Annotated in this window: 21 protein-coding genes; 8 read left to right on the top strand and 13 right to left on the bottom strand. The window is 61.7% G+C overall.

Features of this window, described 5'->3' with window-relative positions; all coding sequences use genetic code 11:
* Positions 1-35: 35 nt before the first annotated feature.
* Positions 36-494, top strand: a complete 459-nt coding sequence (locus KYT97_RS06855; RefSeq protein WP_033231058.1) for a DUF5994 family protein — start codon at positions 36-38, stop codon at positions 492-494.
* A 27-nt stretch (positions 495-521) separates the two neighbouring features.
* On the opposite strand, the gene KYT97_RS06850 is transcribed toward KYT97_RS06855, so the two are convergent.
* From KYT97_RS06850 to KYT97_RS06840, 3 genes are all read right to left on the bottom strand, one after another.
* On the bottom strand, positions 522-1,553 hold the full coding sequence (locus KYT97_RS06850) for an alpha/beta hydrolase (protein ID WP_219111958.1): 1,032 nt from the start codon (positions 1,551-1,553) through the stop codon (positions 522-524).
* 176 nt (positions 1,554-1,729) lie between these two features.
* Entirely contained in the window at positions 1,730-2,059 is a 330-nt protein-coding gene (locus KYT97_RS06845) for a DUF3349 domain-containing protein (RefSeq protein ID WP_080711566.1), read from the bottom strand.
* A gap of 11 nt (positions 2,060-2,070) precedes the next feature.
* Complete coding sequence (locus KYT97_RS06840; protein WP_245006045.1) at positions 2,071-3,309, bottom strand: inorganic phosphate transporter; 1,239 nt, start codon at positions 3,307-3,309, stop codon at positions 2,071-2,073.
* 116 nt (positions 3,310-3,425) lie between these two features.
* On the opposite strand from KYT97_RS06840, the gene KYT97_RS06835 reads away from it, so the two are divergent.
* On the top strand, positions 3,426-3,824 hold the full coding sequence (locus tag KYT97_RS06835; protein ID WP_045071116.1) for a PPOX class F420-dependent oxidoreductase: 399 nt from the start codon (positions 3,426-3,428) through the stop codon (positions 3,822-3,824).
* Here KYT97_RS06835 and KYT97_RS06830 read toward each other — a convergent pair whose 3' ends face one another.
* A complete protein-coding gene (locus KYT97_RS06830) occupies positions 3,825-4,172 on the bottom strand; it encodes a nitroreductase/quinone reductase family protein (protein ID WP_095886522.1) in 348 nt (115 codons plus the stop codon).
* 122 nt (positions 4,173-4,294) lie between these two features.
* On the opposite strand from KYT97_RS06830, the gene KYT97_RS06825 reads away from it, so the two are divergent.
* Both KYT97_RS06825 and KYT97_RS06820 read left to right on the top strand, forming a co-directional pair.
* Positions 4,295-5,497, top strand: a complete 1,203-nt coding sequence (locus KYT97_RS06825; protein ID WP_219111957.1) for an LppP/LprE family lipoprotein — start codon at positions 4,295-4,297, stop codon at positions 5,495-5,497.
* Between the two features lie 10 nt (positions 5,498-5,507).
* On the top strand, positions 5,508-6,113 hold the full coding sequence (locus KYT97_RS06820) for a transglutaminase-like domain-containing protein (protein WP_045070342.1): 606 nt from the start codon (positions 5,508-5,510) through the stop codon (positions 6,111-6,113).
* A gap of 44 nt (positions 6,114-6,157) precedes the next feature.
* Here the strand turns inward: KYT97_RS06820 and KYT97_RS06815 are convergent, their stop codons facing one another.
* Together KYT97_RS06815 and KYT97_RS31155 are read right to left on the bottom strand one after the other, a co-directional pair.
* The gene (locus KYT97_RS06815) at positions 6,158-6,310 is read right to left on the bottom strand and encodes a hypothetical protein (RefSeq protein WP_155276671.1); all 153 of its coding nucleotides are present in this window, start codon (positions 6,308-6,310) and stop codon (positions 6,158-6,160) included.
* Between the two features lie 694 nt (positions 6,311-7,004).
* Entirely contained in the window at positions 7,005-7,268 is a 264-nt protein-coding gene (locus KYT97_RS31155) for a cyclic-phosphate processing receiver domain-containing protein (protein ID WP_033231055.1), read from the bottom strand.
* Between the two features lie 720 nt (positions 7,269-7,988).
* Here KYT97_RS31155 and KYT97_RS06810 point away from each other — a divergent pair.
* Positions 7,989-8,165 (top strand): hypothetical protein, encoded by a 177-nt coding sequence (locus KYT97_RS06810; RefSeq protein ID WP_219111956.1) that lies wholly within the window; start codon positions 7,989-7,991, stop codon positions 8,163-8,165.
* 407 nt (positions 8,166-8,572) lie between these two features.
* Here the strand turns inward: KYT97_RS06810 and glnA are convergent, their stop codons facing one another.
* Positions 8,573-10,009 (bottom strand): type I glutamate--ammonia ligase, encoded by a 1,437-nt coding sequence (glnA, locus tag KYT97_RS06805; protein WP_021344608.1) that lies wholly within the window; start codon positions 10,007-10,009, stop codon positions 8,573-8,575.
* 215 nt (positions 10,010-10,224) lie between these two features.
* On the opposite strand from glnA, the gene KYT97_RS06800 reads away from it, so the two are divergent.
* Entirely contained in the window at positions 10,225-10,698 is a 474-nt protein-coding gene (locus KYT97_RS06800) for an RDD family protein (RefSeq protein WP_033231048.1), read from the top strand.
* 66 nt (positions 10,699-10,764) lie between these two features.
* Here the strand turns inward: KYT97_RS06800 and KYT97_RS06795 are convergent, their stop codons facing one another.
* The 5 genes from KYT97_RS06795 to sucB all read right to left on the bottom strand — a co-directional run bounded on the left by KYT97_RS06795 (position 10,765) and on the right by sucB (position 16,224).
* On the bottom strand, positions 10,765-11,520 hold the full coding sequence (locus KYT97_RS06795) for a DUF4191 domain-containing protein (protein ID WP_219111955.1): 756 nt from the start codon (positions 11,518-11,520) through the stop codon (positions 10,765-10,767).
* 76 nt (positions 11,521-11,596) lie between these two features.
* On the bottom strand, positions 11,597-12,637 hold the full coding sequence (gene lipA / locus KYT97_RS06790) for a lipoyl synthase (protein WP_230589957.1): 1,041 nt from the start codon (positions 12,635-12,637) through the stop codon (positions 11,597-11,599).
* A 51-nt stretch (positions 12,638-12,688) separates the two neighbouring features.
* Positions 12,689-13,450, bottom strand: a complete 762-nt coding sequence (lipB, locus tag KYT97_RS06785) for a lipoyl(octanoyl) transferase LipB (RefSeq protein WP_092800882.1) — start codon at positions 13,448-13,450, stop codon at positions 12,689-12,691.
* A gap of 29 nt (positions 13,451-13,479) precedes the next feature.
* Complete coding sequence (locus KYT97_RS06780) at positions 13,480-14,367, bottom strand: TIGR01777 family oxidoreductase (protein WP_033231045.1); 888 nt, start codon at positions 14,365-14,367, stop codon at positions 13,480-13,482.
* Between the two features lie 108 nt (positions 14,368-14,475).
* Positions 14,476-16,224, bottom strand: a complete 1,749-nt coding sequence (sucB, locus tag KYT97_RS06775; protein ID WP_219111954.1) for a 2-oxoglutarate dehydrogenase, E2 component, dihydrolipoamide succinyltransferase — start codon at positions 16,222-16,224, stop codon at positions 14,476-14,478.
* Between the two features lie 356 nt (positions 16,225-16,580).
* Here sucB and KYT97_RS06770 point away from each other — a divergent pair, with 356 nt between their 5' ends.
* Entirely contained in the window at positions 16,581-16,931 is a 351-nt protein-coding gene (locus KYT97_RS06770) for a hypothetical protein (RefSeq protein WP_033231043.1), read from the top strand.
* 56 nt (positions 16,932-16,987) lie between these two features.
* Here the strand turns inward: KYT97_RS06770 and KYT97_RS06765 are convergent, their stop codons facing one another.
* Positions 16,988-18,505 (bottom strand): leucyl aminopeptidase, encoded by a 1,518-nt coding sequence (locus KYT97_RS06765; RefSeq protein ID WP_141484476.1) that lies wholly within the window; start codon positions 18,503-18,505, stop codon positions 16,988-16,990.
* Between the two features lie 133 nt (positions 18,506-18,638).
* Between KYT97_RS06765 and gcvT the strand changes: the two genes are divergently transcribed.
* A complete protein-coding gene (gene gcvT, locus KYT97_RS06760; RefSeq protein ID WP_219111953.1) occupies positions 18,639-19,739 on the top strand; it encodes a glycine cleavage system aminomethyltransferase GcvT in 1,101 nt (366 codons plus the stop codon).
* Positions 19,740-19,743: the final 4 nt, after the last annotated feature.

Raw genomic sequence — 19,743 nt, 5'->3', positions numbered from 1 at the left:
GGTCCCATGAACGTTTTATCTAAGGGGCGTCCGTCATGGCGCACACAAACACCATCGACTTCGGGATGGAAACGCAACCGCGACACCCCGGTCAACCATTTCCTTCGCCTACCCGAACACCACGGTTCCTACTGCGGGGTCAGGGCGCGGTGAAGTCGCATGTCGACGGTGCTTGGTTCCCATGGACCACCAACGTCACAGCGGAGCTACACGATCTGATATCAGCACTATCGTTGCGTCTAGGGCCGATTACCCGGGTTGCGTTCGACTGGAACACGGTGAGCACTGCGCAGCGTCGTATCGACGAGGTCGACGGCCTCGAAGTTCGAGGTCCGTATCCAGGTCAACCCGTAGATTTGATGTATCTCGACGACATCTACGGTCGGCAACTTGTGTTGATGATGATTCCGCCATACGTCGATCCGGATCGGGCGTACGACATCATGCGCCGTCTGGTGGATCCTACGTGTGGAGACACCTATCGAGTGCCGTGAGTCGGGGTCTGTGTCACAGGCAGCCGCTCACCAGGCGTTGAGTGTGTCGAGGATCTGACCGCGTGCCTTCCAGAGCTCAGAACCCCAGTACGGCCACGAGTGGGTTCCGTTGGACGGGAAGCTGTACGTGGCAGGAATGCCGAGTGTATTGAGGCGTACCTGGAATGCTCGGGTGTTGAGCAAGGCGAGTGCTTCGAGTCCGATTGCGCTACCGGTGTTGACGAAGTCCACTGGTCGTCGGGGTTTGTCGAATTCTCCCGGCAATCCACTCGCCGCCGAGATATACATCGACAGGCCCCTGAGCTCCGGTGCAAAAACGAGGGGATCGTTACGCAACCACGCCGGGTTCCACGGTGGGCCCCACATTGCGTCGACGTTGAAGGATCCGGCGCTGATCATCGCAACCCGGATCGCTTCACGCATACCGGGCGCGGAGATATTGAGGTATCCCGAGAATGATCCAGCGAACTTGAACTGGTCGCGGTGGTAGGCGGCCAGGGTCAGTGCTGCGCTGCCGCCCATCGACAGGCCGAGGACACCGTTGTTGGTCCGCGAGACGCCACGAGTATCGAGGTAAGCAGGAAGTTCCTGGGTGAGAAATGTTTCCCATTTGTATGTGACTGGTTGGCGGTTGAGATTGCTGGTCGAATACCAGTCGGAGTAGAAACTCGACTGGCCACCGACCGGCATCACCAACGTGATGTTGTTGTCGCGGAACTGGTCGAATGCATTTGTCTCGAAGCTCCAGGCATTGCGGTCATTGCGAGCGCGGAGCCCGTCGAGCAGGTACAGGGCAGCGTTGCCGCCGCGAGATGCCCACTGGATCTGAACCTTGATGGGCCCCATCGAGGAGTCGACAAAAACTTCTTCGTAGCCACCGGATTGTGCGGTTCGTGCCGGTGCTGCGGCGGCCACCGAGGATCCGATAAGTCCAATCGCCAACGGAAGCGTCAGGGCGAGTGCCGCGGTTCCGGACCAACGACGTGTTCTGGACCAACGACGTGTCCTGGACTTGCCTTGTCGAATCGGTTCCGTCAACCCTCGTTGGAAAAATCGCATTCGCGCCACTCCCGCCCCTTTAGTGGTGTGCTCGAGAAATCTGGCAGAGCCCCCGAGTTACTGCATTCTCGCGAACTGTCCGGGGGCGGAGTCAATCAATTGCGGATCTGTTACTGCATTGATACCGAAGCGGTTGGTTTGCCGCTACTGGTTCATAGGGGTCGATCAAGAGGAGATCATCGGCCTGCGTCGAGGTCGGCGAGCGGCCAACCCGCCGCCGCCAGGACTGCTGCGACGCGTGCGATGTCCTGGTCGGAAGCGCTTTGGCTTGTCACATCAGAGATTTGGGCACTGATCTCGTCACCTCTGATTACCTGGTCGCTGCTGTCGTCGATCAGTTCGGCCAGTGCAGTACCGATTGCGATTTCGCGAACCTCCGCGTCGGTGAGTCGGCGGCGAAGCAATGCCATGAGAGGGATTCGGTCCTTCGGTGGGATCCCTTCGGGATAACCGACGCGTAGCCACGTGAGGATCGACTGTGCCAATGATGGGATCGGTGCAGGCAATGTGATGACTTTCAGTTCGGTAGGTGCAGGGTTTGGGTTTCAGTGGGGACGATGGTTTCTGTGGGGACGATGGTTTCGGTGAGGACGCTGACGTCGGGTCCCGGAACTTCGGCGGGAACCAGAGCGCCGTCCCAATCAGCGTTGACGTTGCTGGGATCGATGGGTTCCTTGCGGGAGCGTATGTACATCCAGGCGGCCATTGCGATGAGAATCGCAAAGACCACGAGCACTCCGGGCAGTCCACCGACGACATTTACCAGGCCCCAGCACGCGGCTCCCACGAGTGCAGCGGAGGGGAGCGTGATCAACCACGCGATACCCATCCGTCGTGCGACGCTCCAGCGGACTTCGGCGCCTTTGCGCCCGAGTCCGGTTCCGAGGATCGAACCCGTTGCCACGTGGGTTGTAGACAGCGGGAGACCGAGGTGGCTGGAGGTGAGAATTATTGCAGCGGAAGACGCTTCGGCAGCCATTCCCTGAGGTGCGGCAATCTCGACAAGGCCCTTGCCGAGTGTGCGGATAACCCGCCACCCGCCCAGGTAAGTGCCCGCCGCAATCGCGAGCGCACAGGTCAACTTGACCCAGAACGGCATCGGAGCGTCGGCGGAGATGGTGCCGTGTGCGACCAGAGCCAAGAAGATGACGCCCATGGTCTTCTGAGCGTCGTTGGTCCCGTGAGCGAGAGAAACCAGTGAGGCTGAACCGATTTGGCCCAAGCGGAAGCCTCGCTCCTTGGTGTTTTCGCGGACATTCGACGTGATTCGGTAGACAAGCCATGTGCCTGCTGTTGCTACCAAGCCGGCAACGAGCGGTGCCAGCGCTGCCGGAATAACTACTTTGCTCAGGACGCCGCTCCACGCGACGCCATTCATGCCCAGCGACGCAACTGCTGCGCCGATCAAGCCGCCGAACAGTGCATGAGAGGAACTCGACGGGATACCGAGCAGCCAGGTGGCGAGGTTCCAGATGATGCCGCCCACAAGGCCCGCGAACACTATCGTCAGGAGCGCTTGGCCACCGACATTTCCGAGGTTCACCACACCTTTGGCTACCGTTGCGGCCACCTCGACGGAGAGGAAAGCTCCGACGAGGTTGAGCGATGCGGATAGGGCCACTGCTGCCTTGGGGCGTAACGCTCCGGTAGCGATCGAGGTGGCCATCGCATTTCCGGTGTCGTGAAAACCATTCGTGAAGTCGAACCCGAGCGCGGTGACAACAACAACCAGGAGAACGATCAGTTCCGCATTCACGTGTATAGATATTCCCTGACGAGCGGTCGGTGAAACGGACTTGGCCGCTGGTGTTCGAGCGCTCTAGCTGAATTGTTTCTGTGGTCACTTCGACTGAACAGGAATACGCTCGATCGATGTCCCTCGGTGAAGAGAAAACGATCTCGGTAACTACCTTCAGGAAGAGCGGCGATGGCGTTGCGACGCCCACCTGGGCTGTGCCGCTGTCTGACGGACGAATCGGATTCTGGACGTCCTCGAGATCCGGCAAGGCAAAACGGTTGCGCAACAATCCACGGGTGACCGTTGTGCCGTGCAACAACCGTGGGAAGCCGGCGCCCGGTGCTGTGCCTGCCGCTGGGACCGCTACCTTGGTGAGCTCCGGTCCCGACTTCGACGAGATTCAAAGCAAAGTGAAAGCGAAATATGGTGTGATGGTGCCGATTTCGAAATTTTTCAACAAGCTTGGCCATATCGGCAAGGGTTCGTTTCCCTATGGCGACGTGGGCGTCGTTGTCGCCGTAGGGTCGTTGTAATCAGCCGACTGGGTCGAGGGTCACCTTCACGGATACGTTGCCCTTGTCGTCTCGGGTGCTGACTGCGTGCCCGGTGCGATCGATTCCCCGAATTTTGACGCGCATCCGATCGCCCTCGTTGAGGAAATTGCGCCACCAGTTCTTTTTCTGGGGAAGTGCAACTCGGATGAACAGTTCGTCGTTCTTCTGGCGGTAGGAAACAGGCAAAGTGAAGGTCTTTCCGGATTTGCGTCCGGTGTAGGTGATCTGGGCCGTCGAACCGCCGATGAGCTTTTCGACAAGCGGCACGCGCATCGCGGCCAAGACCACCTTGTTGATGGCCGCCGCAGACTTCTGGAAGGTGTTCATAGGTCTATCCTCGATCATCTCGATGGTGCCGTCTCGAAATTCGTTCGCCAGCTTAACCCCGATTACCTCACCGGGACTTTTATGATTCTCGGGTATCTCCGGTGATCGGATCAGGGGGCAATGTGAGAACCAAGTTGGCTGTTTCTGTGTGTGCGTCGGCGGTAGTAGTACTCACGTCGTGTGGATCGGAATCGATCGACGGTGCGGCGCAGGTGGGGGAGAGCACGGAATTCTCGACGTCGACGGAAGCATCCGTGCCCGACGTCTGTGCGGGGAGGTTGCGCTGCGTCGATGTGGCGCTGGCGGACGTCGATGGGGACGGCCTAGACGATTCGATCGGCCGAGTCGACGATCAGATAGTGGTTCTCACGATGGCCGGCACCGAAGCCCAGGTGGCGGCGACCGAGTCCACCATGCTCGCGGATCCGGCGATTCAACGAACAGGCGGATTTGTCGGAGCGTGGGACATCGACGGGCGTCCGGGGGCTGAAGTAGTCATCGCCACATCCGATCTCGGAGGTAGCGCCGCGTACAAGGTCTGGTCCTGGGAGGACTCGACACTCGCGGTGATGTCGCCGCCGGTCTCGCTGTACGAAGGCAACCCCGTTGAGTGGAAGCTGCACAGCGGCGAGGGTTACGACACTGCGGTCCGCTGCACCGGCGACACCGATAGGCCGATCGAGGTGTGGAAATTCATCTCGCCTTACGGCGGATCTACCGCCCGGCCGTCGATGAAGGTCACCTCCTACACGTATGACGCTGCCAACGGAGGCGGGTCTGGGGATGGCTCGATGTTCGGTGAAGACGAGACCTTCAGTGCGGAGCCGCAGAATCTTCGGCAGCTGACAGGTTGGCCCTGGCTGTGTGGCGACAATGCTGTCGATCCCGCGACGGCGTCAACGCTCCAGTGCGGTAACGCTTCCCAGAACACTGCGATCACGAATGCCGTCGCGCAAGTTCCTGCCGATTCCAGGATCCCCGGTATCGAATGGATCTTCATGGGGGACACGAACTTCGATCCGTGTGCCGACCTGAGCTACGCCGTCGTCGAAACCAAGGGAGGCACGGGCAGTTCTCCGGAGCACGTGATGTTTTTCCATCGAGGTGAGTACCTCGGAACTGCGACGTCATGTGCGTTCGGATTCACCACCGTTGTCGATGGCACCAGCGAGAGTGCAACGGTGCAGTACAGGTGGCCGCGCGGTATGGACTCGAATGCAAATCCGAGCGGCTTGGCGACCGCTACTTTCGTCTGGGACGGAAACGAGGTCGTCATGCAGAACGATCTGCCGGCCGAGCTGCTGAATATGAGCGGCTGTAACTAGGGTTCTGGATATGGCGACTGAAAAACTCTTGCTCGAGGCGGGAGCTCCGCAGAACTACCTGGGGCACGACGAGATCATCCAAGTTGCCGACCCGGCTATCCGATCCTTGGCGCAACAGCTGCGTCAGGAGTCGGACACCGAGAGTGCGTTCTCCAAGGTCGCATTCGAATGGGTGCGAGACAATGTCGGGCACTCCAACGATGTTCAGGATCCGAGAGTGACGTTGACCGCGACGGAGGTTCTCGAAGCGCGGGTCGGGCTGTGTTACGCAAAGTCCCACTTACTGGCCGCACTGTTGCGATCCGAGGGCATTCCGACTGGGCTCTGCTACCAGCGACTCGTGGATCGCGACGGTTTCGTGCTCCACGGATTGGTCGCGATCTATCTCGAAGGATCCTGGCATCGCCAAGATCCGCGCGGAAACAAGGCCGGGGTGAACGCGGAATTCTCACTTGGCTCGGAAAGGCTTGCCTGGCCGGTCGATCCGGCGCTGGGGGAGATCGACTACCCGCAGGTATTTGCGTCAACTGCGGCGTGCGTTGCCGATGCACTTCGCGGTGCGACCAACGTTCTCGACCTTTTGGGCGGAGGCTTGCCAACGGCCCTGGATACGTGAGTCTTCTGTGCCGGTGGCTACGTGATGAGACTTGAACTGTGGCATTAGCTTGGCTGCGTCTCGGCGCGATAGGTAATGCGTCCAGACTTGCGGCGAGCCCGGACAATTCGGCCGAGGAAAAACATCGCGGTAGCCCACACAGTGATGCCCAGGGCAGGAACAGCGACGGCGATGATGCCGACATCGAGTGGGGTCATCGTCCGATGCTACGAGAATTTGGTGTACCTACACCAGGCGGAGGTGGGCTCTCATGCTGGCTAGCTGTTTAACCAGCACGAGTCGACGCTCTGAGAGTCGCCGAATGGCGTCGACGTCACCTGCGAGTTGGGCACGGTTCAGTAGAAACTGACACGTGTCCAGTTGATCCCTGAGGTTCATCCGTTGCCGCCACCTTCGGTCACGTTGTAGGTACGTTTTGACACTGTCAGTGGAAGGCGTGACATGCGCGGGCAGAATTACCTACATAGGTACCTACTTTTTCTGATCCTGCGCTCGCAAAATCAGGAATCAGTTTGTGCGTCTCGGTGAGTCGCGTTACATCGTTATTCGACCTGTAGTTACATATGTTGGTCATGTGTCACAATCGCGACATGTTGATTGTTGAAATTTTGACGGGCTGGACGGCAACCGCCGCGTTCCTTGCTGTTTGGTTAGGCCGCGCTATCAATCATGCTGATGCGGAAGGAGCGCTCCGCGCCTGGCAGTGATCAAACTTGGCGGTGGGCTACCGCAGCGCCCGGTATGCGATCCAAATATCAAATGCCTTCTTGCTCATGCGAATTGAATTTTCGTATGTAGACGAATCCGCCAGCATCGATGAAGTTCAACCCAGTCGCACCAAACCCGTTCCCGATTCATCGGGGGCGGGGCATCGAGCAATTCTGGGCGGAGTTACTTGCGATACCGGTCGATGAATCTGGTAAGCAATTCGACACGTACAGGGTTGATGCAATGCACGTGGATCTCCCTCGGCCACACACTGTTTTCGCGCATCCAGCGAATGACCGAGCGTGTGGTGTCATCGCCGCCCAGGTTGTAATCAAGAGAGACTCGTTCCACCATGCCGAAACAGAGTGCGTCGATAGCTCCGGAACTGGTCTTTGCCCACGTCCACCCATCTGGCGGTTTCCGTAAGTTGTCGACCCAGAGGTTCATTGTGTATCCGTGGCTATGTTCGGTTGCATTGCTAACCATCTCCCGAAACGGGGGCGAAAGTCCAGCACCTAAGGTGGGCGAGTCGCAAGTGCTGTCGGTCCCGAAGTCTGTGGGGTGTTAGTCGGTCGGGGTAAGCGACCTAAGGAATTCCTCCCAACAGTCGCTGCGTGTGAGCAACTCTGGGCAGCCTGCAAATACGAATCGGCTGCCATCTGTCCCGATCGTCTTGTTCGGAAACCTGGCACGAACCTGTGCGCAGGCCTACGGTTAGGAATGCGAGGCAAGACATGAGGGGTCAGCTCAGCACGGAAAGAGGGTCCCCACGTTGTGTGCTCAACGCGGATGACGACAAAGGCCCCCACTCTCAGCGACTGAGAGTGGGGGCATCGTTCATTGAAGCGAAATCCCCCGACATGGAAGAAGTCCCGAACGACATCGGTTCCTGTGGGCTGTGTGCTCAACCGGCAAGAACCTGAACCGCGCGGTTGCGAGGCCGCATGCTCGCCCCGGCCGTCGCGGCCTGCGAGTCATGTACCCACTTGGCCGTGATCGAAACGAGACCTATGCAGCCCTGCCCGCTAGTTGCCCTGCGTGAGAAATTCTGTGCGGTGGGCTCTTCCAATCCAGTGCGCCCCGGTCGGGTGAAACCGGGGGTGAACCCGCCACCAAAACTGGACCACAGTCCGACAGAGCCAGACAACCCATGGCACACTCCCAGCTATGTGGTGGATTGTCGGAATTGTCGCCGTTTGGATCGTCGTAGGTGCGTTGTCCGCGGTCTGGATTGGCCGCGCAATCAGCCACACCGACCTCGAAGAATCAGCCGCCGAACTGCGGCGACCAGAAAGGCGTGAGATGCGGCACGCCGGATGCGACAAGCCCCGCCAGGGTGACTAGTTCGAACCTTGGATCTGTGCCCACGTCGCGCCGGTTCACATGAGCGTAAGTGACTCTCCCACAGCGCTCAGTGCCCTATTTGTCGCATCGGACATCAAAGTGCGACCAGACGTTCCATGCTGAACCGTGAGCCCGGCATTGGCCGCCGACACGTAAGCGAGTGCCGCGTTGGCATACGAGGTGACTTTCGACGACCTAGACAGCGATGAGCTACCCGCGTTCGGGTTCTCCGACGGATAGCGCCAAGACAACCCTCCATGTCTACGGGCACATGTGGCCCGACGCAGACGAGTCCACCCGCTCTGCGATCGATGCTGGGATCGCAAAGCGGGTGGACTCGGCTAAAGGTACCGCGGACGGAGGGCTAGACCTGTGAACTGCTGTGCAGGTCAGCCACTCCACCGGGATCACACGTCGTAGTAGAGCTCGAACTCGTACGGGTGCGGACGCAGGTTGACGGGAGCGATTTCCTGCTCGCGCTTGAGCGAGATCCAGGTCTCGATCAGGTCGGTGGTGAAGACGCCACCCTCGGTCAGGTACTCGTGATCTGCTTCGAGGCGGTTGATAACCGTCTCGAGGCTGGTCGGAGCCTGCGGGATGTTGCGAGCCTCCTCCGGGGGAAGCTCGTAGAGGTCCTTGTCGACCGGAGCCATCGGCTCGATCTTGTTCTTGATGCCGTCCAGGCCGGCCATCATCTGTGCAGCGAAGTTGAGGTACGGGTTACCCGAGGAGTCGGGTGCGCGGAACTCGAGACGCTTGGCCTTCGGGTTGTTGCCCGTGATCGGGATACGGACAGCTGCCGAGCGGTTGCGCTGGCTGTACACGAGGTTGATGGGAGCTTCGTAGCCTGGCACCAGACGGTGGTACGAGTTGATGGTCGGGTTGGTGAAGGCCAACAGCGACGGAGCGTGGTGCAGGATGCCGCCGATGTAGTGGCGAGCCATGTCCGAGAGGCCTGCGTAGCCGGACTCGTCGTGGAAGAGGGGCTTGCCGTCCTTCCACAGGGACTGGTGGACGTGCATGCCCGAACCGTTGTCACCGAAGAGCGGCTTCGGCATGAAGGTGGCGGACTTGCCGTGCTGCCAGCAGGTGTTCTTGACGATGTACTTGAAGAGCTGCAGGTCGTCAGCAGCTGCAAGCAGCGTGTTGAACTTGTAGTTGATCTCCTGCTGTCCGCCGGTGCCGACCTCGTGGTGGCCGCGCTCGAGCTCGAAGCCCGCGTTGGTCAGGTTGGTGGAGATTTCGTCGCGCAGGTCCACGTAGTGGTCGTACGGAGCGACGGGGAAATAGCCACCCTTGGCGCGAACCTTGTAGCCGAGGTTGGGGGAGCCGTCGGCGTTGGTCTCAGCGCCGGTGTTCCAGGAACCGGAAACCGAATCCAGCTCGTAGAAAGCGGAGTTCATGCCGGAGTCGTAACGAACCGAGTCGAAGATGTAGAACTCGGCCTCGGCGCCGAAGAATGCGGTGTCCGCGATGCCGGTGCTGACCAAGTACTCCTCGGCCTTGCGGGCAACGTTGCGCGGGTCGCGGCTGTAGGACTCACGGGTGAACGGATCGTGGACGAAGAAGTTGATGTTGAGGGTCTTCGCCTTGCGGAAAGGGTCGATCTGGGCCGTGGTGACGTCAGGGAGCAACATCATGTCGGATTCGTGAATCGACTGGAACCCGCGGACGGACGAACCGTCGAACGCAAGGCCGTCTTCGAACACGTCCTGGTTGAAAGCAGACGCGGGAATCGAGAAGTGCTGCTGTACGCCAGGCAAGTCGCTGAAGCGAATGTCGACGTACTCGATGTTCTCGTCCGCGATGTACTTTATGACCTCTTCGGCCGTGGTGAATGCCACGCTGGTGCTCCTTAAGTCGCTTCAGCCAACTGTTATGAAAGGTTGAATCCGTCGAGCCAGACGGTAGGTATCTGGTGTTGCCCGCTCGTCAACCCTTTGTTTCGGCAGTGTTACACGTCGTATTGTCCTGGGGATTTCCGAAATCTGTGTGATCAGCTGCACAGTTAAAACACGGCAATCTGGACTACGGTGCTACGACGCCTATCCTGGACAGCATGGCACGTATCACCGGAACTTGGCTCTCGGGGCCGCAAGCAGCTTTGCCGAAGAACGCCGACGGACGTGAGCAGGCGTACCGCGGCGAGAATCTTGGCTTCCCGCAGGACGGCCCGGGATCGCTTGTCGGCTCCGGCCGACGACTCGGCGCGCTCATGATCGACTGGGTGATGGCGGTCGGCGTTGCCTCACTGATCACCGGAGATTTTTTCGACGGCCAGACGTCGACCATCACCTTGATCGTGTGGTTCATCGTGGGCGTGCTCACGGTAACCCTGTTCAACTTCACTCCCGGGCAATTTGTCATGGGCCTGCAGGTGGCGCGAATCGAAGGACCCATCCGGGTCGGCTTCGTTCGAGCTCTCGCTCGCCAGGCGCTCCTTGTGTTTGTCATCCCGGCAACTATCACCGACATCGACGGACGCGGAATGCAGGACCGAGCGACGGGCACGCTTCTGGTTCGCTCGCGCTGACAATTCGATCGAACAAAAAATGATCCGAGTCCATGACGGACTCGGGTCATTTTTGTATGCGCGGAATCAGCGGCGACGAATCGTGCGCTGCATACCCTTCATCTTTGCGCCGCCGGGCATCGGGCCCTTCGGCAAGGCTGCTCCGCCGCCGCGTGCGCTCAATGCTGCGAGGCGGCCCTCGATGTTGTCCATGCGCTTGGTATCGATGTTGCGCGGCAGCTTGTTCAGGTAACGCTGCAACTGCGAGAGCGGAACCTGGCCCTCGTCGTTGCCGATGATGATGTCGTAGATCGGGGTGTCGCCGATGAGGCGGGCAGTCTTCTTCTTCTCCTGAGCGAGGAGGCTCTTGACGCGCTGCGGAGAACCCTCGGCGACGAGGATGACGCCCGGCCGTCCGACAACACGGTGAACGGCGTCGAGTTGGGTGGTGCCGGCGACGGCGTTCGTGACGCGCCACGCGCCCTGCATGTTGTCCAGCGCCCAGGCAGCTGCGCCGGCCTGGCCTTCAGCCTTCTTGTACACCGATTTCTGCACGCGGCGACCGAAGATGATGAAGGCACCGAGAATGCCGAGAACGAGGCCGATCGGCAGCAGGAACCACTCGATGCCCCAGATGAGACCGACCAGGAAGAAGACCAGAGCAGCACCCACCAGGGTGCCGATCATCAGCGGCAGAAGGAGCTTGTCGTCCTTGCGCTGCATCTGGAATGCCTGCCAGAGCTGAGTTCTGCGTTCCTTGGAAGCCAGCTTGCGGGCAGCCTTCGCTGCAGCCTTTGCCTCTTTGGTGGGTTTGCCCTTACCGGATTTGCTGCCGTTCGCCATGTGACCAGGATACGTCCATTGCTGTGCGCCTTTACTAACCGCCCGCGGTTAATAAAGACGCACAGCAAAAAGTGGATCAGCGGGCCAGGCGCGCCATGAGTGAACTGGCTTCCTGGGAAGCGTCTCCGCCCTCGGTGAGATGGCGCTGTGCCTCGGGGAGTTCGCGGCCGTGATGGGCCATGGCCTGCGCGTACAGGCGTCCGGCGCGGTACGACGAGCGGACGAGCGGCCCGGCCATGACGCCGGCGAAGCCCATCTCTTCTGCAGCCTTGGAGTGCTCGACGAACTCTTCGGGCTTGACCCACCGCTCGACGGGGTGGTGCCGCGGTGAGGGGCGCAGGTACTGGGTGATGGTGAGGATGTCGCAACCGGCAGCGTGCAGATCGGCCATCGCTTCGGTGACCTCTTCGGGGGTTTCGCCCATGCCGAGGATGAGGTTGGACTTGGTGACCAGTCCGTATTCGCGGGCGGCGGTGATGACGTCGAGGCTGCGCTGGTACCGGAAAGCTGGGCGGATCCGCTTGAAGATGCGGGGGACGGTCTCGAGGTTGTGGGCGAGTACCTCGGGGCGGGAGGCGAAGACCTCGTCGAGCAGTTCGGGTTTGCCGTTGAAGTCCGGCACCAGGTTCTCGACGCCGGTGCCCGGGTTGAGTTCGTGGATCTTGCGGACGGTTTCGGCGTAGAGCCAGGCGCCGCCGTCGGGGAGGTCGTCGCGGGCGACGCCGGTGATCGTGGAGTACCGAAGTCCCATGGCCTGAACGCTTTCGGCGACGCGACGGGGTTCGTCGCGGTCGAGGGCGTCGGGCTTGCCGGTGTCGATCTGGCAGAAGTCGCAGCGGCGGGTGCACTGCTCGCCGCCGATGAGGAAGGTGGCTTCGCGGTCTTCCCAGCATTCGTAGATGTTGGGGCAGCCTGCTTCTTCGCAGACGGTGTGCAAACCTTCGCGCTTGACCAGGCCCTTGAGCTCCGAGTACTCGGGGCCCATTTTTGCTCGGGTCTTGATCCAGTTGGGTTTGCGTTCGATGGGTGTCTCCGCGTTTCGGATCTCGAGGCGGAGCAGCTTACGGCCTTGTGGGGCGAGCGAAGCGACGGGGGGATTACCGGGGGCGATAGTCACGGGGACGATCCTACGCCCGGTGATTACTGCAACAGGGTTCGGGCGAGCCCGTCAGCTGTACTGAACGGTAGTAAAAGTCGGGGTAGGTGAGGCTTTCTCGAAGGTGACACGTTCGATGTCGCGCACTGTGACGGGCAAGTTTCCGTCCAGGGCGGCGATGATCGCTTCGGTGACCGCCGGAGTGACCTCGGCGACGGTGACGTCTCGGCCGAGTTCCTGCGACAGCGTCGTCACCCCGGCATCGCGAATGCCACACGGAATGATGTTGTCGAATCCGGTCAGGACCGAGTTGCAGTTCAGCGCAAAACCGTGCAGTGCGACGCCACGTTGGACGCGCACGCCGATGGCGGAAACCTTGCGTTCGGGCTTCCACTGGCCGCCAGACAGTTCAGCGGGTAACCACACACCTGAGCGGCCGTCGATTCGGCCACACGTCAGGCCCATGTCGGTGCAGACCGTGATCAGCGCTTCCTCGATGAGTCGGACATACCGCACGACGTCGACCGGTTCGGCGAGCTTCACGATCGGGTACCCGACCAGTTGACCAGGCCCGTGCCACGTGATTTTTCCGCCGCGATCGACATCGATGACGGGGGTGCCGTCGACGGGACGGTCCGCGGGTTCGGTACGTCGTCCCGCCGTGTACACCGGAGGATGCTCGAGCAGGAGCAGTGTGTCCTGTCCGATGTTGTCTGCGCGCTCCGCAGCCAATTCGCGTTGGCGATCCCACGCTGCTGTGTAGTCGATCAATCCGAGATTGTCGACGGCGATCGGCAGTTGCGACAATCGTGCGGATCCGGCAGCGCTACTCATGGCACTAGAGATTACGCCCGATTGCCAACTCAATTCAGCGCGGCCGCCAGTGCTTCGCCGATTGTGTTGTGGCGGAACGTGAATCCCGCATTTTCGAGCACCGACGGTATAGCCCGTTGGCCGCCCAGGATGCCACTTTTCGCGAACTCGCCGATCAGCGCTTCGAGGGCGAACCCCGGCACGATCCACGGCGCCGGCCGATGCATGATCCGCGACATCGCGTCGTTGAACTGTGCATTGGTCACCGGTGCCGGTCCGGTCAGATTGACAGGACCGGAGAGCGCGGGATTGGTGAGAGTGAATTTGATTGCGTTGCACTCGTCTTCGAGTGAGATCCACGGAAAGTACTGGCGGCCGTTGCCCAACCGTCCACCGAGGCCGAGTGAGTAGATCCGACGCAGACGCCCGAGCATTCCGCCGTGCGGCGACAGGACTACACCAGACCGCAGGTTCACCACCCGAGCGCCGCCTTTGCCGGCCGGTTCGGTGGCGAGTTCCCAGTCACGACACGTCGTCGCGAGGAAATCGGTGCCGGCGGCCGAATCCTCGTCGACGATGCGGTCGCCGGTATCGCCGTAGTAGCCGACGGCGCTGGCATTGGCGAGAACCGGAATCTTGGCCGTCGCGACGGCGTCGGCCAACACGTCTGTCGCACTGATGCGACTGTCACGAATCTCCTGCTTGTAGGAACCGGACCACCGTTTGTCGCCGATCCCGACGCCACAGAGATTGACGACGGCATCAGCGCCGTGCAGCACTGACGTGTCGAGGCGGTCACGATTGGGGTCCCATCGGGACTCGTCGGGACCGGTGGTCGGGCGACGCACCAGACGCACCACATCGTGGTTGTCCGAGCGTAACGAGGACACCAAGGCCGTTCCGATCAGACCGGACGAACCGGCGACGACTACTCGCATTCGGAAAATGCCTCCTTCGATCCAGCGGGTTTCTCTCTCCGACCGTACTGAAAAAGCCGAGGCGCCACCTCCTGATGGAGATGACGCCCCGGCCGGAACAACAGTTGCTTACAGACCCAGGTCAGCTTCGAACGAGGCTTCTTCCAACCGCTGCTTGACAGTGGTGAGGAATCGGCCGGCGTCGGCGCCGTCCACCAGACGGTGGTCGTAGGTCAGCGGCAAGTAGATCATCGAACGAACGCCGATGGACTCGTTGCCGTTTTCGTCGGTGACCACCATCGGACGCTTCACAATCGCGCCGGTTCCGAGCATGGCTGCCTGCGGCGGGACCAGGATCGGGGTGTCGAACAGCGCGCCCTGGCTGCCGATGTTGGTGATCGTGAACGTTCCACCCGACAGCTCGTCCGGCTTCAGGCCGCCCGAACGTGCGCGCTTCGCGATGTCCGCGATGGCGCGAGCCAAGCCGGCCAAGCCGAGGTCACCGGCGTTGTGGATGACGGGGGACAGCAGACCCTGATCGGTGTCGACTGCGATTCCGAGGTGCTCGGAGTCGTAGTACGTGATCTGCTTTGCCGTCTCGTCGTAGCTGGCATTGATGTTGGGATGCGACTTCAACGCCTCGACAACAGCCTTGGCGAAGAACGGGAGGAACGTCAGGTTGACGCCTTCACGCTCGATGAAGCCGGCCTTTGCACGGGCACGCAGCGCGACGATCTTGGTGACATCCACCTCGAAGGTCTGCGTGAGCTGCGCGGTGGTCTGCAGCGATTCACGCGTCTTGGTGGCCGTGATCTGGCGGATCCGATTGGCCTTCTGCGTTGTTCCGCGCAGATGGGCCAGCTCGGGGCGGACACCTGCAGTTGCCTTCGCTGCCGGAGCAGCTGCAGCAGCGGCGGGTGCTGCCGGCGCAGCAGCGGCCGGAGCCTTCTTGGCTTCTGCGGCGGCAAGAACATCCTGCTTACGGATGCGTCCACCGACGCCGGTGCCGGTAACAGTGGCGAGGTCGACGCCGTTGTCGTTGGCAAGCTTGCGGACCAGCGGGGTCACGTACGGGCTGCTGTCACCCGATGCTGCGGGGGCTGCCGGGGCAGCCGGTGCGGCGGCGGGAGCCGGAGCTGCCGGTGCTTCGGCCTTGGGTGCGGGAGCGGCCGGTGCTTCGGCCTTGGGCGCCGGAGCGGCGGGTGCTGCCGGTGCCGGTGCTGCGGGGGCCGCCGGTGCCGGTGCTGCGGGAGCGGCCGGTGCTTCGGCTGCGGGAGCGCCGGATCCGATGACGGCCAGCTGGCCACCGATGTCGACGGTGTCGTCCTCGTTGGCGCTGATCTCGAGAAGAATTCCGGCAACAGGCGACGGGATCTCCGTGTCGACCTTGTCGGTGGAAACTTCGAGAAGCGGTTCGTCGACGGCAACTTCGTCGCCCACGGCCTTGAGCCAACGGGTGACGGTTCCTTCGGTGACAGACTCGCCGAGGGCGGGCATCGTCACGGGGGTGCCTTCGGCTCCGCTGCTGGGAGCGGCTGCCGGTGCTTCAGCTGCCGGTGCGGGAGCTGCTTCTGCTGCGGGGGCCTCTGCGGCCGGCTCTTCAGCGGCGGGCGCCGGTGCTTCTTCTGCGGGTGCTTCACCAGCTTCGCCGATAACAGCGAGCTCGCCACCGATATCCACGGTGTCGTCTTCCTGCGCGACAATCTTGGTCAGGACGCCGGCGACCGGAGATGGAATCTCGGTGTCGACCTTGTCCGTGGAGACTTCGAGCAAGGGTTCGTCGACTTCGACCGTGTCTCCTTCCTGCTTGAGCCACCGTGTGACAGTTCCTTCGGTGACGCTCTCACCTAGGGCTGGCATCTGGACGGAGAAGGCCATGTCTTTTGACTCCTCGACAGTTGTGTTCGGGTTGTTTTATTTTGTCGACTTGTGGTCGTTAGTGCATTGTGCTCGAGTTGCGCGCGACGTGCGGCTACTTGTAGCTATTTTGTGCCGATGTCGACGCGCGGGCGCGGCGTCACCGTCGTTCATCTTTCCATTGATACGCCGGGCGCGTCCGCTGAGGGGGATGCCACCGGGTTTCGGTGTGTCGCTACTCGTCAGTAGGTGGAGCGTGTAACGCGCGTATGGGACCAAACGGTATGTCTTGTGCCGGTGACAGCAGTTGAATGCTGGCAAACTTGACATACGGCCGGGGTTCTTCCGCGGTCTCGGCACCGAGGAGGGATCCACGCGTGGGGTTGTTCGATCGATTCAAACGCCGACCCAGTGCAGGGCAACTGGCAGCCCAGAGCGACGCAGAGCATCTGGCCAACTGGGCCCATGAGCACGAAGGCGTCGAGGCCTTCGTGGAGCCGGAAACAACCGTCACCGAGGTCACTGTCGTCCTGGTCGACAAGTCCGGGGAATGGACGCGTCGCCGGGTAGGTGGTGAGCGTGGTGCCCGCAAACTTGGTCAGGATCTGAAAATTCCCGTGTACGACGTCCGTAAAACGGGATATCCGCAGCGCATGCGCGATCACGACGAGCGTCTGCGCATCGAACGCAAACGTGCTCGCACGCAGGAATTGCGGGACGGGAGCTGACCGGCTGTGCGCCTTGATTAACCGCGGGAGGTTAATCAAGGCGCACAGCGAAGAGGTCAGCCGTTGACCGAAATGTCCTCGAGGACCGAGATCATCGTGCGAACCGGAACACCCGTGCCGCCCTTACCCGTGTAACCCCACGGGCCGGAGGTGTTGTAGGCCGGGCCGGCAACGTCGATGTGCGCCCACTGCACGCCCTCGGGAACAAATTCCTTCAGGTAGTGAGCTGCCGCGAGCATTCCGCCCCAACGATGCGGAGTGACGTTCGCCATGTCGGCAACCTTGGAATCGAGATCGCCGCGCAGTTCCTCCGGCAGCGGCATCGCCCAGGCGTTCTCGCCGATGCTCTGCGAGATGGATGCAACACGGTCGCGGAATTCGTCGGTTCCCATGACACCGGGGGTGCGGTTGCCGAGGGCGACCATCTGCGCACCGGTCAAGGTGGCAGTGTCGATCATGTAGTCGGGGTTGTCTTCGCCGGCGCGAACCATGGCGTCGGCGAGGACCAAGCGGCCCTCCGCATCGGTGTTGATGACCTCGACGGTGATTCCGCCGTACTGCGTCAGCACGTCGCCGGGACGCTGGGCGGTGGCCGACGGCATGTTCTCCGCCATCGGGATGTAGGCGACGACGTTGACGGGCAGGCCGAGCTTCGCGGCGAGAACCACGGTCGCGATGACGGCCGCTGCGCCGCCCATGTCGGAGGTCATGTTCTCCATGCCTGCGGCCGGCTTGATGGAGATTCCGCCGGTGTCGAATGTGATGCCCTTGCCGACGAGCGCGACCTTGGACGCGCCGCGCTTCTTCGACGCGTACTCCATCCGGACGAGACGAGGCTGTCGTGACGATCCCTTGCCCACGCCGAGGATTCCGCCGTAGCCGCCCTTGGCGAGTGCCTTCTCGTCCAGAATCTGGACCGTCAGACCGGCCTCGATGCCGAGTGCCTTGGCGCGGTCCGCGAACTCCGCCGGGTAGAGGTGGCTGGGGGGAGTGTTGACGAATTCGCGTGCGGTCGCGACTGCCTCGGCGATAGCGGCCGAACGAGTCAGGGTTGCTTTGGTTTCCTTGGCGCGCGGCGACGGGACAAGAAGTTCGACGCGGGCGAGGGGTTGCGCGTCGGGTCCGGGCGCGGACTTCGACGACTTGAATTCGGTGAAGGTGTACGCGCCGAGCGCAAAGCCTTCGACTGCGGCGGCGAGGTCGAGGACGGACAGCGTCGTCGCTGCTGTGTCGATTCCCGATAGTGCGCGTGCAGCGGCGCCGGCCGACTTACGGATCTGCTCGCTGCCCAGCTTCTCAGCCGAACCGAGGCCGACGGCGAGAACGCTGACCACGGGGAGATCGCTCGGCGCGGGGATTCGAGTGAGCTGCTCCGGCTTGCCCGTTGCGCCGACGGCGATGAGGCTGTCGAGTACTTCGGCCAGAACATCCTCGTCGACGATGCCTTCGCTGAGTGCGAGTTCGGGGCCGTCGGGACCCGATGTGAGACCGACCACCAATACGTCGGCGCGCTTGCCGAGCTTTCCGGCGAGAACCAGGTCGGGTCCCAATGATCGGGCTGTGCGAGTGCTCAAGATGTCTCCTGCGTGGTGAGTGTGCGATGCGTCCGGTTCGGGCGGACGCCTGAGTTGATGGTAGGCCCAGAGCCCCCGGTGCGTGTCTGCGGCGAACATGTTTCGGTGACGGAAGTCCGATAGGTTGTGGGCCATGACCGACGAACAACTCTTGCAGGGTCCGATCCACGCTGTGCACGTCGAACTGGGTGCGACGTTTGCCCCGTTCGGTGGCTGGCAGATGCCGGTGTCGTACGCCGGCGTAGTAGCCGAACACACTTCTGTCCGTGAGAATGTCGGCCTGTTCGACGTCAGTCACCTCGGCAAGGCCGTGGTGCGCGGTACCGGTGCTGCGGAGTTCGTGAACTCGGCGCTGACCAACGATTTGGGCAAGATCGGTCCGGGCAAGGCGCAATACACGTTGTGCTGCAACGAGTCCGGTGGAGTTATCGACGATTTGATCGTCTACTACGTCAGTGACGAGGAGATCTTCCTCGTGCCGAATGCGGCAAACACGGCAGATGTTGTTGCCGCGATGGTGGCGCTCGCGCCGGACGGAATCACCGTCGAAGATCAGCATCGTGAATACGGCGTGTTGGCCGTGCAGGGTCCGAAGTCGGTTGACGTTCTGACTGCGCTGGGCTTGCCTACGGACATCGAGTACATGGCGTTCGAGGACGCTACGTGGAATGGTGTTCCGGTTCGCGTGTGCCGCAGTGGCTACACGGGCGAGGTCGGCTACGAACTTCTGCCGCACTGGGCCGACAGTGAGCCGCTGTTCCGCGCGCTTCTCGAGGTTGTCGAAGCTCAGGGTGGGCAGGCCGCCGGACTCGGCGCGCGCGACACCCTGCGCACCGAGATGGGCTATCCGTTGCACGGGCATGAGCTTTCGCTCGAAATCTCACCCCTCGAAGCTCGCTGCGGCTGGGCTGTCGGCTGGAAGAAGCCCACGTTCTGGGGCAAGGAAACCCTTCTCGACGAGAAAGCGGCAGGCCCGGCGCGCAAGTTGTGGGGAATCAAGGCACTCGATCGTGGTGTGCTGCGTGCGGGGCTGAGCGTTCTGCGCGACGGCGAACCCGTCGGGGAGACCACGTCCGGAACGTTCTCGCCGACGCTCAAGGTCGGAATTGCGTTGGCGCTCCTCGATTCCGGTGTGGGAATCGCGGCCGGTGACGAGATCGAGGTCGACGTCCGCGGACGTGCGCTGCGGTGTGTTGTCGTGTCGCCGCCGTTTGTGGAGACCAGCACCAAGTAAGGGG

The organism is Rhodococcus globerulus, assembly GCF_019334125.1.
GTDB classification, from domain to species: Bacteria; Actinomycetota; Actinomycetes; order Mycobacteriales; family Mycobacteriaceae; genus Rhodococcus_F; species Rhodococcus_F globerula.
This window is presented reverse-complemented; position numbering and strand designations above follow the sequence as displayed.